The 23605-nt window shown below is 65.7% G+C and carries 21 protein-coding genes; 17 read left to right on the forward strand and 4 right to left on the reverse strand.

The genetic code is table 11. The features are described from left to right. Positions 1-2 precede the first annotated feature (2 nt). The 17 genes from BM252_RS20670 (at position 3) to ispF (ending at position 16863) form a co-directional block, all read left to right on the forward strand. Entirely contained in the window at positions 3-599 is a 597-nt protein-coding gene (locus tag BM252_RS20670) for an NADH-quinone oxidoreductase subunit C (protein ID WP_093389564.1), read from the forward strand. Beyond that, positions 599-1852: an NADH-quinone oxidoreductase subunit D gene (locus tag BM252_RS20675; RefSeq protein WP_093389565.1), complete on the forward strand. Its 1254-nt coding sequence runs from the start codon at positions 599-601 to the stop codon at positions 1850-1852. Before BM252_RS20670 ends, BM252_RS20675 begins: the two co-directional genes overlap by 1 nt. Before the next feature lie 17 nt (positions 1853-1869). Further along, complete coding sequence (gene nuoE, locus BM252_RS20680; protein WP_093389566.1) at positions 1870-2361, forward strand: NADH-quinone oxidoreductase subunit NuoE; 492 nt, start codon at positions 1870-1872, stop codon at positions 2359-2361. Further along, positions 2358-3653 carry an NADH-quinone oxidoreductase subunit NuoF gene (gene nuoF / locus BM252_RS20685; protein WP_093389567.1) on the forward strand — a complete coding sequence of 432 codons (1296 nt, stop codon included), beginning with the start codon at positions 2358-2360 and terminating at the stop codon, positions 3651-3653. Before nuoE ends, nuoF begins: the two co-directional genes overlap by 4 nt. A 22-nt stretch (positions 3654-3675) precedes the next feature. Further along, positions 3676-6003: an NADH-quinone oxidoreductase subunit NuoG gene (gene nuoG / locus BM252_RS20690; protein WP_093389568.1), complete on the forward strand. Its 2328-nt coding sequence runs from the start codon at positions 3676-3678 to the stop codon at positions 6001-6003. Next, complete coding sequence (gene nuoH / locus BM252_RS20695) at positions 6003-7088, forward strand: NADH-quinone oxidoreductase subunit NuoH (protein WP_093389569.1); 1086 nt, start codon at positions 6003-6005, stop codon at positions 7086-7088. Before nuoG ends, nuoH begins: the two co-directional genes overlap by 1 nt. Before the next feature lie 13 nt (positions 7089-7101). Then, positions 7102-7590, forward strand: a complete 489-nt coding sequence (gene nuoI, locus BM252_RS20700) for an NADH-quinone oxidoreductase subunit NuoI (protein ID WP_093389570.1) — start codon at positions 7102-7104, stop codon at positions 7588-7590. Between the two features lie 71 nt (positions 7591-7661). Further along, complete coding sequence (locus tag BM252_RS20705) at positions 7662-8315, forward strand: NADH-quinone oxidoreductase subunit J (protein ID WP_093389571.1); 654 nt, start codon at positions 7662-7664, stop codon at positions 8313-8315. Then, positions 8312-8620, forward strand: coding sequence for an NADH-quinone oxidoreductase subunit NuoK (gene nuoK, locus BM252_RS20710; RefSeq protein ID WP_093389572.1), 309 nt, complete (start codon positions 8312-8314; stop codon positions 8618-8620). Before BM252_RS20705 ends, nuoK begins: the two co-directional genes overlap by 4 nt. A gap of 35 nt (positions 8621-8655) precedes the next feature. Beyond that, positions 8656-10776, forward strand: coding sequence for an NADH-quinone oxidoreductase subunit L (nuoL, locus tag BM252_RS20715; protein WP_093389573.1), 2121 nt, complete (start codon positions 8656-8658; stop codon positions 10774-10776). 31 nt (positions 10777-10807) lie between these two features. Continuing rightward, a complete protein-coding gene (locus tag BM252_RS20720) occupies positions 10808-12304 on the forward strand; it encodes an NADH-quinone oxidoreductase subunit M (protein ID WP_093389574.1) in 1497 nt (498 codons plus the stop codon). A gap of 21 nt (positions 12305-12325) precedes the next feature. After that, positions 12326-13810, forward strand: coding sequence for an NADH-quinone oxidoreductase subunit NuoN (gene nuoN / locus BM252_RS20725; protein WP_093389575.1), 1485 nt, complete (start codon positions 12326-12328; stop codon positions 13808-13810). A 1-nt stretch (position 13811) separates the two neighbouring features. After that, entirely contained in the window at positions 13812-14144 is a 333-nt protein-coding gene (locus BM252_RS20730; RefSeq protein ID WP_093389576.1) for a DUF2818 family protein, read from the forward strand. A gap of 31 nt (positions 14145-14175) precedes the next feature. Continuing rightward, entirely contained in the window at positions 14176-14733 is a 558-nt protein-coding gene (locus BM252_RS20735; protein ID WP_093389577.1) for an NUDIX domain-containing protein, read from the forward strand. A gap of 3 nt (positions 14734-14736) precedes the next feature. Beyond that, entirely contained in the window at positions 14737-15585 is an 849-nt protein-coding gene (locus tag BM252_RS20740; RefSeq protein ID WP_342742535.1) for a hypothetical protein, read from the forward strand. Between the two features lie 23 nt (positions 15586-15608). After that, positions 15609-16331 (forward strand): 2-C-methyl-D-erythritol 4-phosphate cytidylyltransferase, encoded by a 723-nt coding sequence (gene ispD / locus BM252_RS20745; RefSeq protein ID WP_093389578.1) that lies wholly within the window; start codon positions 15609-15611, stop codon positions 16329-16331. Positions 16332-16359: 28 nt separating this feature from the next. Further along, the gene (gene ispF, locus BM252_RS20750; RefSeq protein ID WP_093389579.1) at positions 16360-16863 is read left to right on the forward strand and encodes a 2-C-methyl-D-erythritol 2,4-cyclodiphosphate synthase; all 504 of its coding nucleotides are present in this window, start codon (positions 16360-16362) and stop codon (positions 16861-16863) included. A gap of 142 nt (positions 16864-17005) precedes the next feature. Here ispF and BM252_RS20755 read toward each other — a convergent pair whose 3' ends face one another. The 4 genes from BM252_RS20755 to BM252_RS20770 all read right to left on the reverse strand — a co-directional run bounded on the left by BM252_RS20755 (position 17006) and on the right by BM252_RS20770 (position 22923). Then, positions 17006-18805 (reverse strand): alkaline phosphatase D family protein, encoded by a 1800-nt coding sequence (locus BM252_RS20755; protein WP_093389580.1) that lies wholly within the window; start codon positions 18803-18805, stop codon positions 17006-17008. Positions 18806-18807: 2 nt separating this feature from the next. Continuing rightward, a complete protein-coding gene (locus BM252_RS20760) occupies positions 18808-21279 on the reverse strand; it encodes a TonB-dependent receptor (RefSeq protein ID WP_093389581.1) in 2472 nt (823 codons plus the stop codon). Between the two features lie 85 nt (positions 21280-21364). Continuing rightward, on the reverse strand, positions 21365-22354 hold the full coding sequence (locus tag BM252_RS20765; RefSeq protein ID WP_139236643.1) for a FecR family protein: 990 nt from the start codon (positions 22352-22354) through the stop codon (positions 21365-21367). Further along, positions 22351-22923, reverse strand: coding sequence for an RNA polymerase sigma factor (locus tag BM252_RS20770; protein WP_245774359.1), 573 nt, complete (start codon positions 22921-22923; stop codon positions 22351-22353). Before BM252_RS20770 ends, BM252_RS20765 begins: the two co-directional genes overlap by 4 nt. Positions 22924-23605 lie beyond the last annotated feature (682 nt).

Below are 23605 nucleotides of genomic sequence, written 5' to 3' on the forward strand. Positions count from 1 at the left end.
ATATGACAACACACTTAGAAGTCCTGCAAAACGCCCTGGCCACGGCCCTGGGCGAGCGCGTCAGCACCACCGTCGCGCTGGGCGAAATCACGCTGGTGGTCAAGGCCGCCGACTATTACGGCGTCATGCAGACGCTGCGCGACGACGCGGCCCTCGGCTTCGATCAGCTGATCGACCTGGCCGGCGTCGACTACTCCGAATTCGGCGGCGAGGGTGCCTGGGACGGCCTGCGCTTCGCCGTCGTGGTGCACCTGCTGTCGGTCAAGCACAACTGGCGCGTGCGCGTGCGCGTGTTCGCCGCCGACGACGACATGCCGCTGCTGCCGTCCGTCATCAGCCTGTGGCGCACCGCCAACTGGTACGAGCGCGAAGCGTTCGACGTGATGGGCATCCTGTTCGATGGCCACAACGACCTGCGCCGCATCCTCACCGATTACGGTTTCATCGGCCACCCGTTCCGCAAGGACTTCCCGGTCTCGGGCTATGTCGAAATGCGTTACGACCCCGAGCAGAAGCGCGTGATCTACCAGCCTGTGACGATCGAACCGCGTGAAAACGTGCCGCGTGTGATCCGCGAAGAAAATTACGGGACGAAATAATGGCCGAAATTAAAAACTACACCCTGAACTTTGGTCCGCAGCACCCGGCCGCCCACGGCGTGTTGCGCCTGGTGCTGGAGCTCGACGGCGAAGTCATCCAGCGTGCCGACCCGCACATCGGCCTGCTGCACCGCGGCACCGAGAAGCTGGCCGAGCAGAAGACCTACCTGCAGTCGGTTCCGTATATGGACCGGCTCGACTACGTCTCGATGATGTGCAACGAGCACGCCTACGTGCTGGCCATCGAGAAGCTGCTGAACCTGGAAGTGCCGCTGCGCGCGCAGTACATCCGCGTCATGTTCGACGAGATCACCCGTCTGCTGAACCACTTGCTGTGGCTGGGCGCGCACGCGCTCGACGTCGGCGCCATGGGCCCCTTCCTGTACGCCTTCCGCGACCGTGAAGACCTGATGGATTGCTACGAGGCGGTGTCGGGCGCGCGCATGCACGCGGCCTACTACCGCCCGGGCGGCGTCTACCGCGACCTGCCGGACGCGATGCCGCAGCACAAGCCGTCGATCATCCGCAGCGCCAAGGCCATCGCCGGCCTGAACGAGAACCGCCAGGGCTCGCTGCTCGACTTCATCGAGGACTTCACGCGCCGCTTCCCGACCTATGTCGACGAATACGAGACGCTGCTGACCGACAACCGTATCTGGAAGCAGCGTACCGTCGGCATCGGCGTGGTCGCACCGGAGGACGCGCTGGCGATGGGCTTCACCGGCGCCATGCTGCGCGGTTCGGGCGTCGAATGGGATCTGCGCAAGCACCAGCCCTACGAGGTCTACGACCTGCTCGACTTCGACATCCCGGTCGGCACCAACGGCGATTGCTACGACCGCTACCTGGTGCGTATCGAAGAGATGCGCCAGTCGAACCGCATCATGAAGCAGTGCGTCGAGTGGCTGCGCAACAATCCGGGTCCGGTCATGACCGACAACCGCAAGGTGGCGCCTCCGGGCCGCGTCGACATGAAGACCAACATGGAATCGTTGATCCACCACTTCAAGCTGTTCACCGAGGGCTTCCACGTGCCGCCGGGCGAGGCTTACAGCGCGGTCGAGCACCCGAAAGGCGAGTTCGGCATCTATCTGCTGTCGGACGGCGCCAACAAGCCCTACCGCATGAAGATCCGCGCGCCGGGCTATCCGCACCTGCAGGCGCTCGACGAAATGGCGCGCGGCCACATGATTGCCGACGCGGTCACGATTATTGGTACACAAGATATCGTCTTCGGCGAAATCGACAGATAAGTCCTAGAGGCATAAATATGTTGTTATCAGAGCAGTGCTACAAAAAAATCGACCGCGAGTTGGCCAAGTATCCGGCCGACCAGCGGCAGTCGGCCGTGATGGCCGCGCTGGCCCACGCCCAGGAAGAACTGGGCTGGGTCTCCACCGAGACCATGCAGGAACTGGCCGACTACATCCGCATGCCGGCCATCGCCGTGCAGGAAGTGGCGACCTTCTACAATATGTACAACACCAAGCCGGTCGGCAAGCACAAGATCACCGTGTGCACCAACCTGCCTTGCGCCCTGTCCGGCGGTGAGCGCGCCGCGCAGCACCTGAAGGCCAAGCTGGGCATCGACTACCGTGGCACCACGGAAGACGGCGAGTTCACGCTGATGGAAGGCGAGTGCATGGGCGCCTGCGGCGACGCGCCGGTGATGTTGGTGAACAACCACCGCATGTGTAGCTTCATGTCCAACGACAAGATCGACACCCTGGTCGAGGAACTTAGTGGGAAAACCGTAAAATGACGTCACTCCACAATCGACACATCGATCCACTGATCCTCAAGGGTCTGGACGGCAAGAACTGGCACCTGCAGGACTACGTCAACCGTGGCGGCTACAGCGCGCTGCGCCGCATCATCGAAGAAAAGATCACGCCGGAACAGATCATCGCCGACCTCAAGGCCTCGTCCTTGCGCGGCCGTGGCGGCGCGGGCTTCCCGACCGGCCTGAAGTGGAGCTTCATGCCACGCCAGTTCCCCGGCCAGAAGTACCTCGTCTGCAATACAGATGAAGGCGAACCGGGTACTTTCAAGGACCGCGACATCATTCGTTACAATCCGCATGCGCTGATCGAGGGCATGGCCATCGGCGCGTACGCGATGGGCATCACCGTGGGCTACAACTACATCCACGGCGAGATCTTCCAGGAATACCTGCGCTTCGAGGAAGCGCTGGAAGAGGCGCGCGCCGCCGGCTTCCTGGGCGACAAGATCATGGGCAGCGAGTTCAGCTTCCAGTTGCACGCCCACCACGGCTACGGCGCCTACATCTGCGGCGAAGAGACCGCGCTGTTGGAGTCGCTCGAAGGCAAAAAAGGTCAGCCGCGCTTCAAGCCGCCTTTCCCCGCCTCGTTCGGCCTGTACGGCAAACCGACCACCATCAACAACACGGAAACCTTCGCGGCAGTGCCTTTCGTCTTGAACATCGGTCCGGAGAAATACCTGGCGATGGGCAAGCCGAACAACGGCGGCTCGAAGATCTTCTCGATCTCCGGCGACGTCGAACTGCCGGGCAACTACGAGGTGCCGCTGGGCACCCCGTTCGCCAAACTGCTGGAACTGGCAGGCGGCATGCGCGGCGGCAAAAAGATCAAGGCGGTCATCCCCGGCGGCTCGTCCGCCCCGGTGATCCGCGGCGAAATCATGATGAACACCGACCTGGACTACGACTCGATCGCCAAGGCCGGTTCGATGCTCGGTTCGGGCGCCGTCATCGTGATGGACGAAACGCGCTGCATGGTCAAGGCGCTCGAGCGCCTGTCCTACTTCTACTTCGAAGAGTCGTGCGGCCAGTGCACCCCTTGCCGCGAAGGCACGGGTTGGATGTACCGCATGGTGCACCGTATTGAAAACGGCCAGGGCCGCGCGTCGGATCTGGACATGTTGAACTCGATCGCCGACAACATCCAGGGCCGCACCATCTGCGCGCTGGGCGATGCGGCGGCGATGCCGGTCCGGGCCTTCATCAAGCAGTTCCGTGAAGAATTTGAATATCATGTCGAGCACAAGCACTGCTTAGTGCCCGCTTACATCTAAGCTGCGTCAGGTAACGATCACCATGGTTGAAATCGAAATAGACGGCAAAAAAGTCGAAGTCCCTGCTGGTAGCATGGTGATGGACGCCGCCAACAAATTGGGAACCTACATCCCTCACTTCTGCTATCACAAGAAATTGTCGATCGCAGCGAACTGCCGCATGTGCCTGGTCGAAGTGGAGAAGGCGCCCAAGCCTTTGCCCGCTTGCGCGACCCCGGTCAGCGCCGGCATGATCGTGCGCTCCGCCTCCGACAAGGCGGTGCAGGCGCAACGTGGCGTGATGGAATTCCTCCTCATTAACCACCCGCTCGACTGCCCGATCTGCGATCAGGGCGGCGAATGCCAGTTGCAGGATCTGGCCGTCGGTTACGGCAACAGCGCTTCCCGTTACGAGGAAGAAAAACGCGTTGTCAAACCGAAGGAAGCCGGTCCGCTGGTCTCGATGCAAGAGATGGCGCGCTGCATCCAGTGCACCCGCTGCGTGCGTTTCGGCCAGGAAGTGGCCGGCGTGATGGAGCTGGGCATGATCGGCCGCGGCGAACACTCCGAGATCGTTTCCTTCGTTGGCCAGACGGTCAACTCTGAAATGTCCGGCAACATGATCGACCTGTGCCCGGTCGGCGCGCTGACCTCCAAGCCGTTCCGCTACAGCGCCCGTTCGTGGGAACTGTCGCGCCGCAAATCGGTCAGCCCGCACGACGGCCTGGGCGCCAACCTGATCGTTCAGGTCAAGGGCGGCAAGGTCAAGCGCGTACTGCCGCTGGAAAACGACGACGTCAACGAGTGCTGGATCTCGGACAAGGACCGTTTCTCCTACGAAGGCCTGGAAGCCGCCGACCGCCTGACCCAGCCGATGCTGAAGCAGGGCGGCGAGTGGAAGGAAGTCGATTGGCAGACCGCGCTGGAATACGTCGCGCACGGCCTGAAGAACATCAAGCACGAACACGGTGCCGAAGGCATCGCCGCGCTGGCGACGCCGCATTCGACCCTGGAAGAGCTGCACCTGCTGCAAAAGCTGGTGCGCGGCCTCGGTTCGAACAGCGTCGACACGCGTCTGCGCCAGAGCGACCTGTCGCTGGACGCCGGCGTGACGCCGTGGCTGGGCATGTCGATCAACGACTTCGGTCGCTTGAACCGCGCCTTCGTCATCGGCTCCTTCCTGCGTAAGGACCATCCATTGCTGGCGACCCGCCTGCGCACCGCCATCAAGGCCGGCGCCAAGCTGTCGATCCTGCACGCCGCCGACGACGACCTGCTGATGAACGTCGCCAACAAGATGATCGCCGCGCCGTCCGACTGGCTGGCCGCATTGTCCGAAGTGGTGGTGGCCGTCGCCAAGGCGAAAGAGATTGCCGCGCCGGCCGGCTTTGAAGCGATCAGCGCTTCGGACGCCGCCAACGCGATCGCCGCCAGCCTGCTGTCCGGTGAAAACAAAGCTGTTCTGCTGGGCAACGCGGCGACGCAACACCCGCAGGCCGCCGCGCTGCACGCCGCCGCGCAATGGATCGCCGAACAAACCGGCGCCAAGCTGGGCTACCTGACCGAGGCCGCCAACACCGTCGGCGCCTACCTGGCCAAGGCCAACAGCGCCACCGCGCCGGCCTTCAGCACGCCTAAGCAAGCCTACGTGCTGCTCAACGTGGAAGCCGAACTGGACGCCGCCAACCCGCAGCAAGCCAAGACCGCGCTGGACAAGGCCGAGATGGTCGTCGTCCTGTCGGCCTACAAGCACGGCATGGCCTACGCCGACGTGCTGCTGCCGGTGTCGCCGTTCAGCGAAACCTCGGGCACCTTCGTCAACTGCGAAGGCCGCGCACAAAGCTTCAACGGCACCGTGCGTCCGCTGCTGGAAACCCGCCCGGCCTGGAAAGTGCTGCGCGTGCTGGGCAACATCCTCGGCCTCGACGGCTTCGACTACGAGACCTCGGAAGCGGTGCGTGACGAAGTGCTGGGCGCCGGCGTGGTCGACCTGTCGGCCCGCCTGAACAACGCCGCCAAGGCCGCCCCGGTGGCCGCCGCGCACGTCGCCGCAGCCGGCCTGGAGCGCGTCACCGACGTGCCCATCTACTTCGCCGACGCCCTGGTGCGCCGCGCCGAATCGCTGCAAAAGACCGCCGACGCGGCCGCGCCGCAAGCGCAGCTGTCGAGCCAACTGGCGCAGCAACTCGGCGTGGTCGCCGGCGACAAGGTCAAAGTGAGCCAGGGCGGCGGCAGCGCCGTGCTGGTCGCCGCGATCGACGCCAAGCTGCCGGCCAACGCCGTGCGCGTGGCCGCCGCCCACGCCTCGACCGCCGCGCTGGGCGCGATGTTCGGTTCCATCAACGTTGAAAAAGCAGGAGAGGGTAAATAATGGCTCTGCCTGAATTCGTCACCGTTATCAATAACCTCGGCGCCACCAGTTTCCTGGCGCCGGTCTGGCCGCTGATCTGGACCTTGATCAAGATCGTCTGCGTGCTGCTGCCGCTGATGGGCCTGGTCGCCTACGCCACCCTGTGGGAGCGCAAGCTGATCGGCGCGATCCAGATCCGTATCGGCCCCAACCGGGTCGGCCCGATGGGTCTGCTGCAACCGATCGCCGACGCGCTCAAGCTCTTGTTCAAAGAGATCATCATGCCGGCCAAGGCCAGCCCGGGCCTGTTCGTGCTCGGTCCGGTGATGACCATCATGCCGGCGCTGGCCGCCTGGGTGGTGGTGCCCTTCGGCCCCGAGGCGGTGTTGGCCAACGTCAACGCCGGCCTGCTGCTGTTGCTGGCGATCACCTCGATGGAAGTCTACGGCATCATCATCGCCGGCTGGGCCTCCAACTCGAAGTACTCCTTCATGGGCGCCATGCGCGCCTCGGCGCAGATGATCTCCTACGAGATCCCGATGGGCTTCGTGCTGGTCGTGGTGCTGATGGTGTCCGGCTCGCTGAACTTCATCGACATCGTCGCCGGCCAAGAGAAGGGCTTCTTCGTCGAGCACGGCGCCAACTTCCTGTCGTGGAACTGGCTGCCGCTGCTGCCGCTGTTCGTCGTCTACCTGACCTCCGGCCTGGCCGAGGCCAACCGCCATCCCTTCGACGTGGTCGAGGGCGAGTCCGAGATCGTCGCCGGCCACATGGTCGAGTACTCGGGCATGGCCTACGCCATGTTCATGCTGGCCGAATACGCCAACATGATCCTGATCGGCGCGCTCGGTTCGATCATGTTCCTCGGCGGCTGGGCGGCACCGTTCAAGTTCCTCGAATTCTGGGGTGGTTTCGGCGGCTTCTTCTGGCTGTTCGCCAAGACCTTCCTGATCGTCTCGCTGTTCGTGTGGGTGCGCGGCACCTTCCCACGCTACCGCTACGACCAGATCATGCGTCTGGGCTGGAAAGTGTTCATTCCCTTGACCCTGGTGTACCTGGTCATCGTCGCCGGTTGGATGCAGACATCCTGGAATATCTGGAAGTAAGGAAGAGAAGACAATGGAACGAATTAAAGACTTCTTCGGCAGCTTCATGCTGACCGAATTGATCAAAGGGATGGCGCTGACGGGCAAGTACATGTTCTCGCGCAAAATCACGGTGCAATACCCGGAAGAGAAAACGCCGCAATCGCCGCGCTTCCGCGGTCTGCACGCGCTGCGCCGCTACCCCAACGGGGAAGAGCGCTGCATCGCCTGCAAACTGTGCGAGGCGGTGTGCCCGGCGATGGCCATCACGATCGAATCGGAACAGCGCGACGACGGTTCGCGCCGTACCACCCGCTATGACATCGATCTGACCAAGTGCATCTTCTGCGGCTTCTGCGAAGAATCCTGCCCGGTCGACTCGATCGTCGAAACCCACGTGCTGGAATACCACGGCGAGAAACGCGGCGATCTGTATTACACGAAAGAGATGCTGCTGGCAGTGGGCGACCGTTACGAAAACGACATCGCCGCCAACCGCGCGGCGGACGCTCCCTACCGCTGATCGCCACTCTGGCGCCGCCGCGAAGTTTGCGGCGGCGACGATCGTTAATCTGTACGTCTCTTGGGTTTGTTATGGAATTTAAAACTGCTTTGTTCTACGCATTCGCCGCCGTCATGCTGTTGGCCGCGACCCGCGTTATCACGGCCCGCAATCCGATCCACGCCGCACTGTTCCTGGTGCTGGCGTTCTTCTCGGCGGCCGGAATCTGGATGCTGCTGATGGCCGAGTTCCTCGCCATCGTGCTGGTCCTGGTGTATGTCGGCGCCGTCATGGTGCTGTTCCTGTTCGTCGTCATGATGTTGGACATCAACACCGACAAGATGCGCGAAGGCTTCTGGGGCTATTTGCCGGTCGCCAGCTTCGTCGGCGTGGTCATCGTGCTCGAGATGGCCGCCGTGCTGTGGCGCGGTTTCCTGTCCTACGACCAGCAGGCCCCGGCCGCCGGCAACATCGGCGGCACCAAGGAACTGGGCATGCTGATCTACACCCAATACGTCTACGCGTTTGAAATCGCCGCCGCCGTGCTGCTGGTGGCGATCATCGCCGCCGTCGCGCTGACGCTGCGCAAGCGCAAGGACACCAAGCATTTCGATCCGGCCGACGCGGTCCGGGTCAAGCGCAACGACCGCCTGCGCATCGTCAAGATCGACGCGGTATCGACCCGCAACGCCGCCGGCCTGGCCGCCGCGGCCGCCGCGGACGCGGCAAACAAGGAGGCACCATGACTTTATCGCTCGCTCACTACCTGGTTCTTGGCGCCATTTTGTTCGCCATCGCCATCGTCGGTATTTTCCTGAACCGCAAGAACATCATCGTTCTGCTGATGGCCATCGAGTTGATGCTGTTGGCGGTGAACATGAATTTCATCGCGTTCTCGCATTACCTGGGCGACGCGGCCGGGCAGATCTTCGTCTTCTTTATCCTGACCGTGGCCGCCGCCGAATCGGCGATCGGCCTCGCGATCTTGGTGGTGATGTTCCGTAATCTGGACACCATCAATGTGGAAGACCTGGACAGCCTCAAAGGCTAAGTTTCAACCTCGAATAATAACGATTAAGGTTCATCATGGCGGGGCAAACTCTCAACCCTAACCTCCTACTTGCCGTCCCTCTGGCGCCGCTGCTCGGCGCTGCGATCGCGGGCTTGCTAGGCACTAAGTTCTTCGGCAACCTGGTCGGTCGCAAGACGTCGCACACCGCGACGATCCTCGGCGTGCTGGTCGCCTTCGTTCTGTCGGCGATGACGCTGATGGACGTGCTCGACGGCGCCAGCTTCAACGGCACCCTGTACAACTGGATGACGGTCGGCACCCTCAAGATGTCGGTCGGCTTCCAGATCGACGCCTTGTCGGCGATGATGATGTGCGTGGTGACCTTCGTCTCGCTGATGGTGCACATCTACACCATCGGCTACATGAAGGACGACGAAGGCTACAACCGCTTCTTCGCCTACATCTCGCTGTTCACCTTCTCGATGCTGATGCTGGTCATGGCCAACAACTTCCTGCAGCTGTTCTTCGGCTGGGAAGCGGTGGGTCTGGTCTCGTATCTGCTGATCGGCTTCTGGTACACCCGGCCGACGGCGATCGTCGCCAACATGAAGGCCTTCCTGGTCAACCGCGTCGGCGACTTCGGCTTCATCCTGGGCATCGGTCTGCTGCTGGCCTACGCCGGTTCGATGGACTACCAGGAAGTGTTCGCCAAGCGCGAGCAACTGGCCACCTTGACCCTGCCGGGCACCGACTGGATGCTGCTGACCGTCGCCTGTATCTGCCTGTTCATCGGCGCGATGGGTAAGTCGGCCCAGTTCCCGCTGCACGTCTGGCTGCCCGACTCGATGGAAGGTCCGACCCCGATCTCCGCGCTGATCCACGCCGCGACGATGGTTACCGCCGGTATCTTCATGGTCACCCGCATGTCGCCGCTGTTCGAACTGTCCGACACCGCGCTGTCCTTCGTGCTGGTGATCGGTTCGATCACCGCGCTGTTCATGGGCTTCCTCGGCATCATCCAAAACGACATCAAGCGCGTGGTCGCCTACTCGACCCTGTCGCAACTGGGCTACATGACCGTCGCGCTGGGCTCGTCGGCCTACTCGATCGCCGTGTTCCACCTGATGACCCACGCCTTCTTCAAAGCGCTGCTGTTCCTTGGCGCCGGTTCGGTCATCATCGGCATGCACCACGACCAGGACATCCGCAACATGGGCGGCCTGCGCAAATACATGCCGATCACCTGGATCACCTCGCTGCTGGGTTCGCTGGCTTTGATCGGTACGCCGTTCTTCTCCGGCTTCTACTCGAAGGACAGCATCATCGAAGCGGTCGCCGAAACCCACATCTGGGGTGCCGGCTTCGCCAACTTCGCCGTGCTGGCCGGTGTGTTCGTCACCGCCTTCTACTCGTTCCGCATGTACTTCCTGGTGTTCCACGGTGAAGAGCGCTTCGGCAAGGCCCACGGCCACGATGCCCACGCCGCGCACCACGCGCCGGCCAAGGACGCCCATGCCGCCAAGGATGCGCACGGCCACGACGCCCACGGTCACGACGACCATGGCCACGACGACGAGCACGAGGAAGAGCACCACGGCCTGGCCCCGGGCCAGAAGCCGCACGAGTCGCCGTTCGTCGTCTGGTTCCCGCTGGTGATGCTGGCGATTCCTTCGGTCGTCATCGGCTACCTGACCATCGGTCCTATGCTGTTCGGCAAGTTCTTCAAGGGCGTGATCTTCGTCAGCGAACACCACCAGGCGGTGGAAAAGCTGGCCGAGGAATACCACGGTCCGCTGGCGATGGCGCTGCACTCGCTGACCTCGCTGCCGCTGGCCCTGGCCTTCGCCGGCGTCGCTTCGGCCTACTACTGCTACATGGTCAACCAACGCGTGCCGGCCTGGTTCTACGCCAAGTTCCGCGCGGTCCACACGCTGCTCGACAACAAGTACTACCTCGACAAGTTCAACGAGCTGGTGTTCGCCGGCGGCGCGCGCGCCCTCGGCAACGGCCTGTGGAATGTCGGCGACAAGACCCTGATCGACGGTCTGGTGGTCAACGGCAGCGCCAAGGTAGTGGCGTGGTTCTCGGCACTGACGCGTCTCGCGCAGACCGGCTATATCTACCACTACGCGTTCGTCATGATCCTCGGCATTCTGGGGTTCCTGGTCTACTTCCTGCCGTTTTGGCACGCCTAATTAGCTGACACGCAAAGAGATAACGATAACCATGATGCAGTCAATTTCTACACTCCCTCCCTACCTGAGCCTGGCGATCTGGGTTCCGGTCCTGTTCGGGCTCCTGGTGCTGGTGCTGGGCCGGGACAGCAACGCCGGCCTGGTGCGCGTCGGCTCGCTGGTCGGCGCGGTGGTCAGCTTCCTGACCACCATCCCGCTGATCACCAACTTCGACAACGCCGCCCACGGCATGCAGTTCGTCGAGAAGACGCCGTGGATCGGCCGCTTCAACATCCTCTACTCGCTGGGCATCGACGGCCTGTCGCTGTGGTTCATTCCGCTGACCGCCTTCATCACCATCATCGTGGTGATCTCGGCCTGGCAGGTGATCCAGAAGCGCGTGGCGCAGTACATGGGCGCCTTCCTGGTGCTGTCCGGTCTGATGATCGGCGTGTTCGCCGCCATGGACGGCCTGCTGTTCTACTTCTTCTTCGAAGCGACCCTGATCCCGATGTTCATCATCATCGGCGTGTGGGGCGGCGAGAACCGCGTGTACGCCTCGTTCAAGTTCTTCCTCTACACCTTCTTCGGCTCGCTGCTGACGCTGGTTGCGCTGGTCTACCTGTACAACGTCTCGGGCACCTTCGACATCCTGGCATGGCACGCCTTCAAGCTGACGATGAAAGAGCAGATCTTCATCTTCCTGGCCTTCCTGATGGCCTTCGCCGTCAAGGTGCCGATGTTCCCGGTGCACACCTGGCTGCCCGACGTCCACGTCGAGGCGCCTACCGGCGGCTCGGCCGTGCTGGCCGCCATCATGCTGAAGCTGGGCGCCTACGGCTTCCTGCGTTTCTCGCTGCCGATCACCCCTGACGCGGCGCACTACCTGGCCAACTTCATCATCGCCCTGTCGCTGATCGCCGTGATCTACATCGGTCTGGTCGCGCTGGTCCAGAAGGACATGAAAAAACTGGTGGCCTACTCGTCGATCGCCCACATGGGCTTCGTCACGCTGGGCTTCTTCGTCTTCAACGAGATGGCAGTGCAGGGCGGCATCGTGCAAATGATCTCGCACGGCTTCATCTCCGCCGCCATGTTCCTGTGCATCGGCGTGCTGTACGACCAGGCCCACTCGCGTCAAATCGCCGACTACGGCGGCGTGGTCAACCGCATGCCGAAGTTCGCCGCCCTGTTCATCTTCTTCTCGATGGCCAACTGCGGCCTGCCAGCGACCTCCGGCTTCGTCGGCGAGTTCATGGTGATCCTCGGCGCCGTCCAGTTCAACTTCTGGATCGGCATGCTGGCCGCCACCGCGCTGATCTTCGGCGCCGCCTATTCGCTGTGGATGGCCAAGCGCGTCATCTTCGGCAAGGTCGCCAACCACCATGTGGCGGAACTGAAGGACATCAACGCACGCGAATTCCTGATGCTGGGCGTTCTGGCGCTGGCGGTGCTGGCCATGGGTCTGTACCCGGCGCCGTTCACCGACACGATGCAAACCTCGGTCGCCGACCTGCTCGCGCACGTCGCCCAGACCAAGCTGCCTTAAGAAGAAAACGGAAACGCATACATGAATACCACCAACATGATCCCGCTCTACGCAGAAGTCTTTCTGCTGGTCGCCGCCTCGGCGATCCTGCTGATCGATATGTTCCTGTCCGAGGGCAAGCGTTCGATCACGTACGTAATGTCGCTGCTGACCTTGGGCGTGTGCGCCTGGTTCAGCCTGGCCGACTTCAACGCCGGCACCACCGTGTACACCTTCTCGAACATGTTCGTCTCGGACCCGATGTCGAACCTGCTCAAGTTGTTCACCTACCTGGCCGTGGCCATCACCCTGGTCTACTCGCGCACCTACGCCACCGACCGTGGCATGTTGTCGGACAACCTGGGCGGCGAGTTCTACGTGCTGGCCCTGTTCTCCATGCTGGGCCAGATGGTGATGATCTCGGCTAACAACTTCCTCACCATCTACCTGGGCGTGGAACTGATGTCGCTGGCGCTGTACGCGCTGGTCGCCCTGCGCCGCGACAACGTCAAGGCCACCGAGGCGGCGATGAAGTACTTCATCCTGGGCGCGATGGCTTCCGGCTTCCTGTTGTACGGCATCTCGATGCTGTACGGCGCCACCGGCACGCTGGACCTGACCCTGGTCGCCAAGGCCGCCGCCAGCGGCACCGTCAAACCGACCATCCTGGTGTTCGGCATCGTCTTCCTGGTCGCCGGCCTGGCCTTCAAACTGGGCGCCGTGCCGTTCCACATGTGGGTGCCGGACGTCTACCAAGGTTCGCCAACGGCGGTGACCCTGCTGCTGGGCGGCGCGCCCAAGCTGGCCACCTTCGCCATCTGCATCCGCCTGCTGGTGGAAGGTCTGCTGCCGCTGGCAATCGACTGGCAACAGATGCTGATGGTGCTGGCCGTGATGTCGCTGGCCGTGGGCAACCTGACGGCGATCGCACAGACCAACATCAAGCGCATGCTGGCCTACTCGACCATCGCACAAATGGGCTTCGTCCTGCTCGGCCTGCTGGCCGGCGTGGTCGGCACCAATTCGAGCGGTGCCGCCGGCGCCTACAGCGCCGCGATGTACTACGCCATCACCTACGTCATGACCACGCTGGGCAGCTTCGGCGTGATCATGCTGCTGGCCCGCGCCGGTTTCGAGGCGGAAGAACTGGCCGACTTCAAGGGCCTGAGCAAGCGTTCGCCATGGTTCGCCGTGGTCATGTCGATCCTGATGTTCTCGCTGGCCGGCGTGCCGCCGATGATGGGCTTCGCCGCCAAGTTCTCCGTGCTGAACGCGGTGCTGGGCACCGGCCAGATCTGGCTGACCCTGGTCGCGGTGATGTTCTCGCTGATCGGCGCGTTCTACTACCTGCGCGTGGTCAAGATGATGTGGTTCGACGAGCCGACCGACAACTCGCCGATCGTCGTCAACACCGACATGAGCATCGTCCTGAGCCTGAACGCCATCGGCGTGGTGGTGATGGGCATGCTGCCGGGCTCGCTGCTGAACGTCTGCCTGGACGCGATGCGCAAGACCTTGAACTCCTGAGATGGACGCTTCTTCGTCTAGCTGGTTGGTGATCGCGCTTGCCATGGCGGCCGCCAACCTGCCGTTCGTCAACGACCGCCTGTTCGCCATGCTGCCGTTCAAATCGGCCGCCGGCGACCGGCGCGTGGCGGGGCGGCGCAAGCCGCTGTTCGTCCGCCTGTTGGAGATGTTCGTGCTGTATCTGGTCGTCGGCGCGGCCGGCTTCGCCCTCGAGGCGCGCATCGGCAACGCCTTCCCGCAGACCTGGGAGTTCTACGCCATCACCGGCTGCCTGTTCATCGTCTTGGCTTTCCCCGGATTTGTTGTCCGCTACCTGCGCAAGCATCACGGCTGATACACTATCGTTCTTCCCCAACGGAGTGTGCATGGACAAGCATCTGAAAGAAACCCGTATCGACGGTGAACTGGTCTACAACGGCCATTTCCTCAAAGTGCAGCGCGACACCATCGCGCTGCCAGACGGCAAACACACCGCCCGCGAGTACGTCCTGCACCCGGGCGCCGTCGTCATCCTGCCACTGCTCGACGACGGCACGGTGCTGATGGAACGCCAATACCGCTATCCCCTGCATCAAGTCTTCATCGAATTCCCGGCCGGTAAAATCGACCAGGGCGAGGACCCGCTGGCCTGCGCCAAGCGCGAGCTGGAGGAGGAGACCGGCTACTCGGCCACCGACTGGCAGTTCGTCAGCACCATCCACAACGCCATCGCCTATTCCGACGAGCACCTCGAGCTGTACCTGGCGCGCGGCCTATCGGCCGGCAAGGCCAGGCTGGACGAGGGCGAGTTCCTGGAAACCTTCACCGCGACCATCGACGAGCTGCTGCAGTGGGTGCGCGAGGGAAAAATCACCGACGTCAAAACCGTCATCGGCATTTTCTGGCTGGACAAGCTCCGGTCGGGAGCCTGGAAACTGGAATAATCCATGTCCGTCCGGCCGGCACAGGCTGCGCCGTACTCCGCCCAGGCGCGGACGGGCGCAGTCACGCCTGCCGGGCGGCGCGCGCCGGCCCTGGCTTTGGCCTTGGCGCGCAGCCTGGCCTTGGGCTGGACCTTGGCCTTGGCCATCGGCGCCGATGCCATGGCCGCGCCGGCCGCCGCTGCGGCGCAAGCCAACGCCGCCGTGCCGGGAGTCGGCGCGCGCACGCCGTTCCAGATCCGCTGCGAGGATTCGATCAGCAAGACCGTTTCGGTCCTGTCGGCGCAGCAGAACGGCTACACCATCGACAACCACCTGTCCTACCGCTCGCTGACGGTGATGAAGGGCTCGGCGCGCGGCAACAGCGTGGTGCTGGGCATCACCCGCACCGAGTCGAAGGTGAAGATCGGCCTGAGCGGGCCGATCCTGCAGGACCCGGTCAGCGGCTACGAGTGCGTCGCGCCGCAGATCAAGGTCAGCCTGTACTACGTGCCGGTGGTGATCTACGTCGGCCGCGAGTTCGAGCCGGGCACCTGCATGTACCAGGAGGTGTTGAACCACGAGCTGCGCCACCTGCAGGCCTACATGGGCCATCTGCCCAAGGTGGAGCTGGTGGTGCGCGAGGCGCTGGCCAAGCGCTTCGAGGCCAAGCCGCTGTACGCGCCGGCGGGCACGGCGATGTCGGCGCTGGAGCACGAGATCGACAGCGGCTGGCTGCCCTTCATCAAGGCCGAGATGCAGAAGGTCGAGGCGGACCAGGCGTTGATCGACACGCCGGAGGAATACGCGCGCCTGAGCAAGGTATGCAACGGCGAAGTCCAGGACATGGTGCTGCGCGGACGGCGCATCAAATAATTCACACCCGAAGCGAGAAGCACATGACACAAACTAGCCAGCCACCACGCTATTTCGCCCTGATTCCGGCGGCCGGCGTCGGTGCGCGCATGGCGGCCGACGGCCCCAAACAATATCTGACGGTGGGCGGCAAGCCGATGCTGCGGCACGCCCTCGACGCCTTCCTGGCCAGCCCCTTGATCGCCCACACCTACGTGGTGGTCAGCCCGGAGGACGGCCAGATCGCCGCCGTGCTGCCGCCGGCCGGCGTGACGGCGCTGCGCTGCGGCGGCGCCACCCGCATGGACTCGGTGCTGAACGCGCTGCGCGCGCTGCAAGGCCAGGTCGGCGAGAACGACATGGTGCTGGTACACGACGCGGCGCGGCCCGGCCTGACGCCGGCGCTGATCGCCAAGCTGATCGCCGGCGTGGCCGACGATCCGGCCGGCGGCCTGCTGGCGCTGCCGGTGGTCGACACGGTCAAGCGCTACACAGCGGCCGGCGCGGGCGGGGAGGGCGCGGCGAACGTGGCGACCGTGCCGCGCGACGGCCTGTGGCTGGCGCAGACGCCGCAGATGTTCAGCTACGCGCTGCTGGCGCGCGCGCTGGGCGCCGCCACCGACGCCAAGGCCATCACCGACGACGCCAGCGCCGTCGAGGCGCTGGGCCTGTCGCCGCGCCTGGTGGAAGGCCATCCGCGCAACCTGAAGGTGACGCTGCCGGCCGACATCCGCATCGCCGAGATGTACCTGGCCGCGCCGCAATGACCCACACAACCGAGTACGAGACGACCCCATGACGACTGCCACACTTCCCGCACTACCGTTCCGCATCGGCCAGGGCTACGACTGCCACGCGCTGGTGGAGGGCCGCAAGCTGATCATCGGCGGCGTGACCATTCCACACCACCTCGGCCTGCTGGGCCACTCCGACGCCGACGTGCTGCTGCACGCCATCACCGACGCCATCCTCGGCGCCGCCGCGCTGGGCGACATCGGCAAGCACTTCCCGGACACCGACGCGCAGTTCAAGGGCGCTGATTCGCGCACCCTGTTGCGCGAGGCGGCGCGCCGCGTGCAGGCCACCGGCTACGTGGTCGGCAACATCGACGCCACCATCATCGCGCAGCGGCCGAAGATGGCGCCGCACATCGCCGCCATGTGCGCCAACGTCGCCGAGGATCTGGGCGTGGCCGCCGGCCAAGTCAACATCAAGGCCAAGACCAACGAGAAGCTGGGGTATCTGGGGCGGGAAGAGGGGATCGCCGCCGAGGCGGTGGCGCTGCTGCTGCGCGCTTAGGAAGGAATAGCGCCGCCCCGGCCGCGACATGCGCGGACGGGGCGGCGGTGATCTGGCGCCGTGCCGCTCGCGCGGCCGGCGCCCGGGTGGCGCCCGGCCGGAGGCGCTGCCGCCGGCCGGCGTGCGGCAGTTGCTGCGGCGCCTAGCCGCGCGCCGGCGCGACCGGCTGGACTGGCTCGCCCGGTTCGCCCGGCTCGCCCAATTCGCGCCAGGGGCCGACGCCGCCGCTCTCGGCCTTCGCCTCGATGCGCTTGACCACGCTGCAGCCCGGCCGTGGCGCGGCCGGCGCGTCGACGTTGATGAAGTTGGCCTGCACGGCGGCCGGCGTGATCCTGACGTGGATGAAGCCGATCGCCTGTGCGTCGCACCAGTGCACGTCGGGGCTCTGCTCGGCGAGCAGGCGGCCGAAGGGCACGTCCTCCACCTGGATCAGCTCGGCGAAGGTGGGGCCGGTCAGGGTGCTCGACGACACCTCGACGGCGACGCGGCGCTGCTGGTGGTGCAGCTCGTTGGCCCAGGCCATGTGGCTGTCGCCCGACAGCACCACCGTGCGCGCGCCGGTGCGTTCGATCATCTCGTAGAGCCGTTTGCGCTCGGCGCCGTAGCCGTCCCATGAATCGAGGCCGACCATCGGCATCTTGAAGCGGCTCAGTTCGTACAGGGCGTTGAGCATCGCCGCCAGGCCGGGCAGGGTGCTGGGCCGCGTCTTGCGGCCGGGCGCGCGCACCCACGGCGTCAGGTCGGGACAGACGGTGCTGGCCATCACCGTCTCGCTGGCGAACAGCACCCAGGGGCGGCCGGCCTTGACCGAGCCGCGCATCTCGCCCTCGACCCAGCGCATCTGCTCCTCGCCGAGCATGCGGCGCTGCGGCGCGTCGAGCTTGCGGCGCAGCGCGGCGGCGTCGGGCACGCGCTTGATGTGCGCCGGCAGCGCCGCCGGCGCCAGCGCCAGCAGGGCCGGATCGCTGACCGGCACGGGGTGCGCCGGGTCGCTGACGTCGAGCAGGCGCCACTCGATGTCGCGCGTCAGGCTCAGTTGCCGGTCGCGCGCCTTGAGGCGGGTCTCCGGCAGGATCAGGGTGGCCAGCTGGCCGAAGGCGAAGCTGCGTTCGACGTCGTAGCGGCGCAGCTGCGGCGCCGGGTCGCGGATCGGCATCCACTCCAGGTAGGCCTGCACGGCGACCGCCTTGCGCGCCTCCCACGGGCCGTCGCGCTCGCTCACGTGGTTCTGCGCGCCGCCGCTCCAGTCGTCGTTGGCCAGCTCGTGGTCGTCCCACATGCAGATCCACGGCGCGCGCGCGTGCGCCGCCTGCAGCGACGGATCGGAGCGGGTCTGCGCGTAGCGGCGCCGGTAGTCGTCCAGCGTGACGGTGTCGTGCGCCGGGTCGGGCAGGTGCACCAGCTGTTCGCGCGTCAGGTTCTTCAGGCCGTATTCGTAGATGTAGTCGCCGAGGAACAGCACGACGTCGAGCCGGGCCATGGCGGCCATTTCGGCGTAGGCGTGGAAGTAGCCGCGGAAGTAGACGGCGCAGCAGCACAGCGCGATGTTGAGTTCGGCCAGCGCGCCCTGCGGCAGCGTGCGCGCGCGGCCCACCGGCGAATGCCGGCCCAGCGCCGTGAAGCGGTAGAAGTAGTCGGTGCCGGGGCGCAGCCCGTCGACTTCGACCTTGACGGTGTAGTCGCGCGCGGCGTCGGTGCTGAAGCCGCCCTCGGCCAGCGGACTGGCGAAGTCGGCGCTGGCGGCCAGCTGCCAGCGGCCGTTGACGGGCTGGCCGGGCGGCGCGTCGGAGACGCGGGTCCACAGCAGCAGGCCGTCGGCGTGCGGGTCGCCGCTGGCGACGCCGTGGCGGAACGGGGTGGCGCCGGGCGCGGCGGCGCGGCCCGGTGTGGCGATGCCCAGCGCGAGGCCGGCACCGAGGAATTGACGTCGATCGTGGCGCATGGTCAGAAGCTCGCAGTGGTGGTCAGGCCGACGGTGCGCGGGGCGGCGCGCAGCAGCGGGGCGGTGGTGGCGGTGACGGTGCCGACGCCGCTGTAGCGGCGGCTGTCGGTGAGGTTCTTGACCCAGCCGGCCAGCGACCAGCGGCTGCCGAAGCGCAGTTCGAGGCGGGCGTCGCCGACGAAGTCGCCGCCGATCGCCTGGAAGTTGTCCAGCTCGCCGTAGTACTTGTCGATCCAGCGCCCGCTCAGGCTCGACACCAGCACGGTGCCGGCGCCGACCGGACGCTGGTAGCGCACGGTCGCCGAGGCGGTGTAGGCGGGCGTGTTGGGCAGCTTGCTGCGCAGCCGGCGGGCGCGTTCCAGCGGGTCGTCGGAGGCGACGTCGGCGATGCTGCTGCGCAGCGTCGACAGGCCGAGCACCAGGTCGAGGCCGCGCATGGGGCGGGCCACCACGTTCAGTTCGGCGCCGACGATGCTGGCCTTGGCGACGTTGGTGCGCACGCCGGTGGGCACGTTGGCGATGTTGCGCACGCTGCTGGCCTGCATGTCGCGGTAGTCGTAGTAGAACAGCGAGGCGTCGACCTGCAGCGGGCCGTTGGGCAGGTATTTGACGCCGCCCTCGTAGGCGCGCACCGTCTCCGATTGGAACGGCAGCGCCTCCTCGCGCGAGGTGATGGTGGAGCCGTCGAAGCCGCCGGCCTTGAAGCCCTGGCCGAAGGAGGCGTACAGCATGGTGGCCGGGGTGGCCCGGTAGCTCAGCGTGCCCTTGCCGGACCAGCGGCCGTCGCGGAAGTGCTCGTCGAAGTGGACCGGCACCTTGGGGAAGGCCAGCCGGTTGAGCGAGGTGGCGTAGGGGTTCAGGTCGAGCGAGCTGCCGGCGAAGCCGCTGCGCTCGGTGGTGTAGCGCAGGCCCAGGCCGACGCTCCAGTACTGGCCGATGGTTTTGCTCAGGTCGCCGAACAGGGCCTGGCTGTCGCGGCTTTGCCGGTAGTCGGTGGCGTAGACGGTGCGCAGGTAGTCCGACGAGTCGAGCGCGCTGCGCATGTCGACGCTGTCGTGGAAGAGCATCGCGCCGAGCACCCAGTCGAGGCCACGTTCGGCGCCGTCGAGGTTGCGCAGGCGCGCCTCGAGCAGGCGCTGGTCGACCCGGTCGGCGTAGTCGATGTCGAAGTAGCGGATCGGCTGGCCGTCGTTCCAGCGGTAGCTCTGCTGCAGGTGCTCGTAGCCGGTCAGCAGCGACAGCAGCAGCTCGCCGGGCAGCTCCTGGTCCAGCGTCAGCGAGGCGCCGTGGCTGTCCTTGCGCAGCGCCGGCGTGATGTTGGAGTCGACCGTGTAGGGCGCGTTGGGGGCGAACTTGCCCGAGGCCAGGGTGCGTTCCGGCAGCTGGGCGCCGCCCGACTCGTGGAAGCCGTGCAGGTTGAGCAGCAGGCTGCTGCCGTCCACCGGCTTGAAGGCGATCAGCGCGCGCGCCGCCGAGAAGGCGCTGGCGGCCGACTTGGCGTCGGCCGCCGGCGCGGCGTTCTTGGCGATGGCCGGCGCGGCGCTGACGCCGCCGTAGGCGCCCGGGCCGAGGTTGGTCTGGTAGCCGTCGCTGCGGTCGTAGACGCCGGCCAGGCGCACCGACCAGTGCTCGTCGAGCGGGGTGCCGACGGCCGCCTCGCTGCGCACGTTGCCGTAGTCGCCGACGGTCAGGCTGGCCTGGCCCTCGGTGGCCCGGCCCGGCTTGCGCGAGATGACGTTGATGGCGCCGGCCGTGGTGTTGCGGCCGTACAGGGTGCCCTGCGGCCCTTTGAGCACCTCGACCCGGGCGACGTCGAACATCTGGCCGCCGATCAGCGCCGAGGAGCCCATATAGACGCCGTCGAAGTGCACCGCCGCCGACGGGCTGCCGTTGGGGCGGAAGTCGTCGTTGCCGATGCCACGGATGGTGAAGGTCTGCACGGTGCGGCCGCCGACCAGCTGGTTCGACGCCACCAGGCCGGGGGTGTACTGCGACAGCGCGACGAAGTCGTTGACGCCCAGCTCGCGCAGCCGTTCACCGCTCATGCTGAGCACCGCCGAGGGCACCTCGAGCAGGGTTTGCGGGCGCTTCTGCGCGGTCACCATCACCGTCGCCAGGGCGGTGTCGTCGGCCGCCGTTGCTGCTGTTGCTGCTGCTGCCGGGGCGGCGACGGGAAAAATGACGAAGGCGTTGCCGGCCTCGCGGCGCAGTTGCAGGCCGCTGCCGCCGAGCAGCGCGGCGAGCGCCGCCTCGGCCGGCAGCTGCGCCTTGACGCCGTGGCTGCGCCGGCCGGCGACGTCGTCGAGTTTGTAGATTAGCTGCACGCCCGAGCGGGCGACGAAGCTGTCGAGCGCCGTTTTCAGATCGCCGGCGGCGATGTCGTAGGCCTGCGTCTGGGCCTGGGCCGCGACGCTGACGCTCATTCCGCACAGCAGCGCCAGTGCCGTGTTGCTACCCCATCCTGATGATTTCATGTCCACTCCGTCCGCAGCTTGATTGCTGCTTATGGATGAAGACGTGCGGCGCAAGCCGATCCGCCATGCCGGCGCGGAAAATAGTTCAGCGCGAGACCAGGATCTCGTCGTGCCCGTCGCGCACGGTCAGGCCGAAGCCCTGCTGCAGCAGGCGGGCGAAGGCCTCGACGTTGCCGACCTCGAAGCTGCCGCCGATGCGCAGCTCGGCCGTGGCCTGGTCGACGATGCGCAGGCGCTTGTGGTTGTAGCGGTTGAAGGCCTCGGCGGCCTGGCCCAGCGTCATCTGGTCGAGCACCAGGCGGCCCTGGCGCCAGCTCAGGTCGCGGGCGATCTGCTCGGCGCTCTTGCGGCCGACCAGCACGTGCTCGGCGTCGGCCACCACCAGCTCGTTTTGTCCCAGCACGGTGGCGGCACCGTCGCGCGGCCGCGCCGCGCCCACCGTCTCGACCTTGACGCGGCCGCCGACCACCTCGACGCGCACCAGGTCCTTGTCGCGCCGCACCGAGAAGCGGGTGCCCAGCACGGTGATGCGCTGCGTGCCGGCCTCGATCACGAAGGGATGGGCCGGGTCGTGGGCGATGTCGAAGTAGGCTTCGCCACGGTCGAGCCAGACGGTGCGCTGGCGCGCGTCGACGCGGCTGCGCAGCCGCGTGTCGGTGTTGAGCACCAGCTGCGAGCCGTCGGCCAGGCGCACGTTCTGCCGCGCGCCGTGCGCCACCGTGTAGCTGACCTCGGGCGCGGCGCCGCGCCAGACGGCGGCGCCGCCGGCCAGGCCGAGCGCCAGCAGCAGGCCGGCGGCCAGGCGCCAGGCTTGGCTCGGCGGGCGCAGCGGCCGCACGGCCGGCGGCGGCACTAGCTGCTGCTGTTGCGCTTGCGCTTGCGGCTGTGGCGCCATGGCGCGCAGGCGCGCGGTGTCGCGCCAGACGGCGTCCAGGCGCAGGTAGGCGACGCGGTGCGCGGTGGCGGCGCCCAGCCAGGTGTCGAGCGCGTCCTGTTGGGCGGCGTCCCAGCGCGCGCCGTCGCGCGCCGCGATCCAGTCGGCGGCGCGCGCCTCGATCTCGGCGTGGGAGCTCAAGCGGACTTCAGGCGCTTGCGGCATTTGTTCCCCAGTGTGGCGGCGAGCGCGCCCAGGCCGTCGCCCAGCAGCGCGGTGGCGATGGCGCGTAGCCCCTTCGATAGCTGTTTCTCCACGGTGTCCTCGGTAATACCCATCGCCTGCGCCACCTCGCGCTGCGACAGGCCGTTGATTCTTCTTAGCTGCACCACCTCGCGGCAGCGTGGCGGCAGCTCCTGCAGCGCCCCTTCTAGCTGGCGCAGCTCGCTGCGGGCGCTGACATGGCGCTCGGGACTGAGCTCGTCGACGGCGAAATCGAGCGTCGCCATGTCGGCCACCGCCTCGATCGACACCACCTTTTCGCGCCGTGCCCGGTCGATCAGCAGGTGGCGCGCGGTGGCGAAGACGAAGGCGCTGGCAGAGCGCGGCAACTCGCGCGCGGCGGCCTCGTAGACGCGCACGTAGATGTCTTGTCGCAGGTCGGCCGCCTCGCTGGCGATGCGACAGTTGCGGCGCAGGTAGCGCATCAGGGCCGGTTCGAGCGGCAGCACCGCGCTGACGAACCACTCATCCAGGTCATATTTTGGCACAGGTTTCTCACTCTTTCGCTGGTCGTGTGCAATCGCTCCCAGCCGTTTCAGCCCGGCCGACCATGCCGCCTACCGATCTAGACGAGCGAGCGGCGGCGATCCGCCATGCCGCCGGCGGATTTTTTTTGCATCGAGGGGAGGGCCGCCGGGGCCGGAGCGCGCCTTGGTGGGCGGTCTGGCCGGGCGCGGACGTCGCGCGGGCGGCGGCTTGCATGCGGGTAGCAAGTTACAGGGCAATTGTGAAACGCTGATGACAGCGGCGGCCGTCGGCGAAGTCAAGGCCAGGGCCGGTAAGAAGCCGGCTTGTCTGGCGGAGCGCAGAACGGTATTGCCGATAGGACAGTGGCGTTGTCGTGGTGCAGTAAAACGCCGTTGCCGGCCGGGCGGTGGCGCCGCCGTCCCCGCGTGGCTAGGCTTTTCCGTGCATTTCGCCACTTATTTCCTGCTAGTTTCGTGGTGTAAATGGAAATTATTTTGTAGGGAAATGTTAACAATTAATATAAATAGTTTTTACTCGCCAAGGTATTTTCTTTACATGGTTGCATGATTGGATAACCATTGCTCAATGGGTTCGCTTGTGCAAATGGCATTGTTCGCACGCCCGACCCATCAATCCAAAAGTCGTATCGCGCGGCGCGGCGGGACAGTTGCAGGACGTGCGCGGTGACGGTGCGGCATCCAC

Source organism: Rugamonas rubra, assembly GCF_900114705.1.
GTDB classification, from domain to species: Bacteria; Pseudomonadota; Gammaproteobacteria; order Burkholderiales; family Burkholderiaceae_D; genus Rugamonas; species Rugamonas rubra.

Excerpts from the sequence above, each read along its gene's own strand:
- BM252_RS20730 (WP_093389576.1), top strand. The coding sequence starts at position 13,812 with ATGGACGCTTCTTCGTCTAGCTGGTTGGTGATCGCGCTTGCCATGGCG.
- nuoN (WP_093389575.1), top strand. The coding sequence starts at position 12,326 with ATGAATACCACCAACATGATCCCGCTCTACGCAGAAGTCTTTCTGCTG.
- nuoK (WP_093389572.1), top strand. The coding sequence starts at position 8,312 with ATGACTTTATCGCTCGCTCACTACCTGGTTCTTGGCGCCATTTTGTTC.
- nuoL (WP_093389573.1), top strand. The coding sequence starts at position 8,656 with ATGGCGGGGCAAACTCTCAACCCTAACCTCCTACTTGCCGTCCCTCTG.
- nuoG (WP_093389568.1), top strand. The coding sequence starts at position 3,676 with ATGGTTGAAATCGAAATAGACGGCAAAAAAGTCGAAGTCCCTGCTGGT.
- BM252_RS20755 (WP_093389580.1), bottom strand. The coding sequence starts at position 18,805 with ATGCGCCACGATCGACGTCAATTCCTCGGTGCCGGCCTCGCGCTGGGC.
- nuoF (WP_093389567.1), top strand. The coding sequence starts at position 2,358 with ATGACGTCACTCCACAATCGACACATCGATCCACTGATCCTCAAGGGT.
- BM252_RS20735 (WP_093389577.1), top strand. The coding sequence starts at position 14,176 with ATGGACAAGCATCTGAAAGAAACCCGTATCGACGGTGAACTGGTCTAC.
- nuoE (WP_093389566.1), top strand. The coding sequence starts at position 1,870 with ATGTTGTTATCAGAGCAGTGCTACAAAAAAATCGACCGCGAGTTGGCC.
- BM252_RS20675 (WP_093389565.1), top strand. The coding sequence starts at position 599 with ATGGCCGAAATTAAAAACTACACCCTGAACTTTGGTCCGCAGCACCCG.
- BM252_RS20740 (WP_342742535.1), top strand. The coding sequence starts at position 14,737 with ATGTCCGTCCGGCCGGCACAGGCTGCGCCGTACTCCGCCCAGGCGCGG.
- BM252_RS20720 (WP_093389574.1), top strand. The coding sequence starts at position 10,808 with ATGATGCAGTCAATTTCTACACTCCCTCCCTACCTGAGCCTGGCGATC.
- nuoI (WP_093389570.1), top strand. The coding sequence starts at position 7,102 with ATGGAACGAATTAAAGACTTCTTCGGCAGCTTCATGCTGACCGAATTG.
- nuoH (WP_093389569.1), top strand. The coding sequence starts at position 6,003 with ATGGCTCTGCCTGAATTCGTCACCGTTATCAATAACCTCGGCGCCACC.
- BM252_RS20705 (WP_093389571.1), top strand. The coding sequence starts at position 7,662 with ATGGAATTTAAAACTGCTTTGTTCTACGCATTCGCCGCCGTCATGCTG.
- BM252_RS20760 (WP_093389581.1), bottom strand. The coding sequence starts at position 21,279 with ATGAAATCATCAGGATGGGGTAGCAACACGGCACTGGCGCTGCTGTGC.
- ispF (WP_093389579.1), top strand. The coding sequence starts at position 16,360 with ATGACGACTGCCACACTTCCCGCACTACCGTTCCGCATCGGCCAGGGC.
- ispD (WP_093389578.1), top strand. The coding sequence starts at position 15,609 with ATGACACAAACTAGCCAGCCACCACGCTATTTCGCCCTGATTCCGGCG.
- BM252_RS20670 (WP_093389564.1), top strand. The coding sequence starts at position 3 with ATGACAACACACTTAGAAGTCCTGCAAAACGCCCTGGCCACGGCCCTG.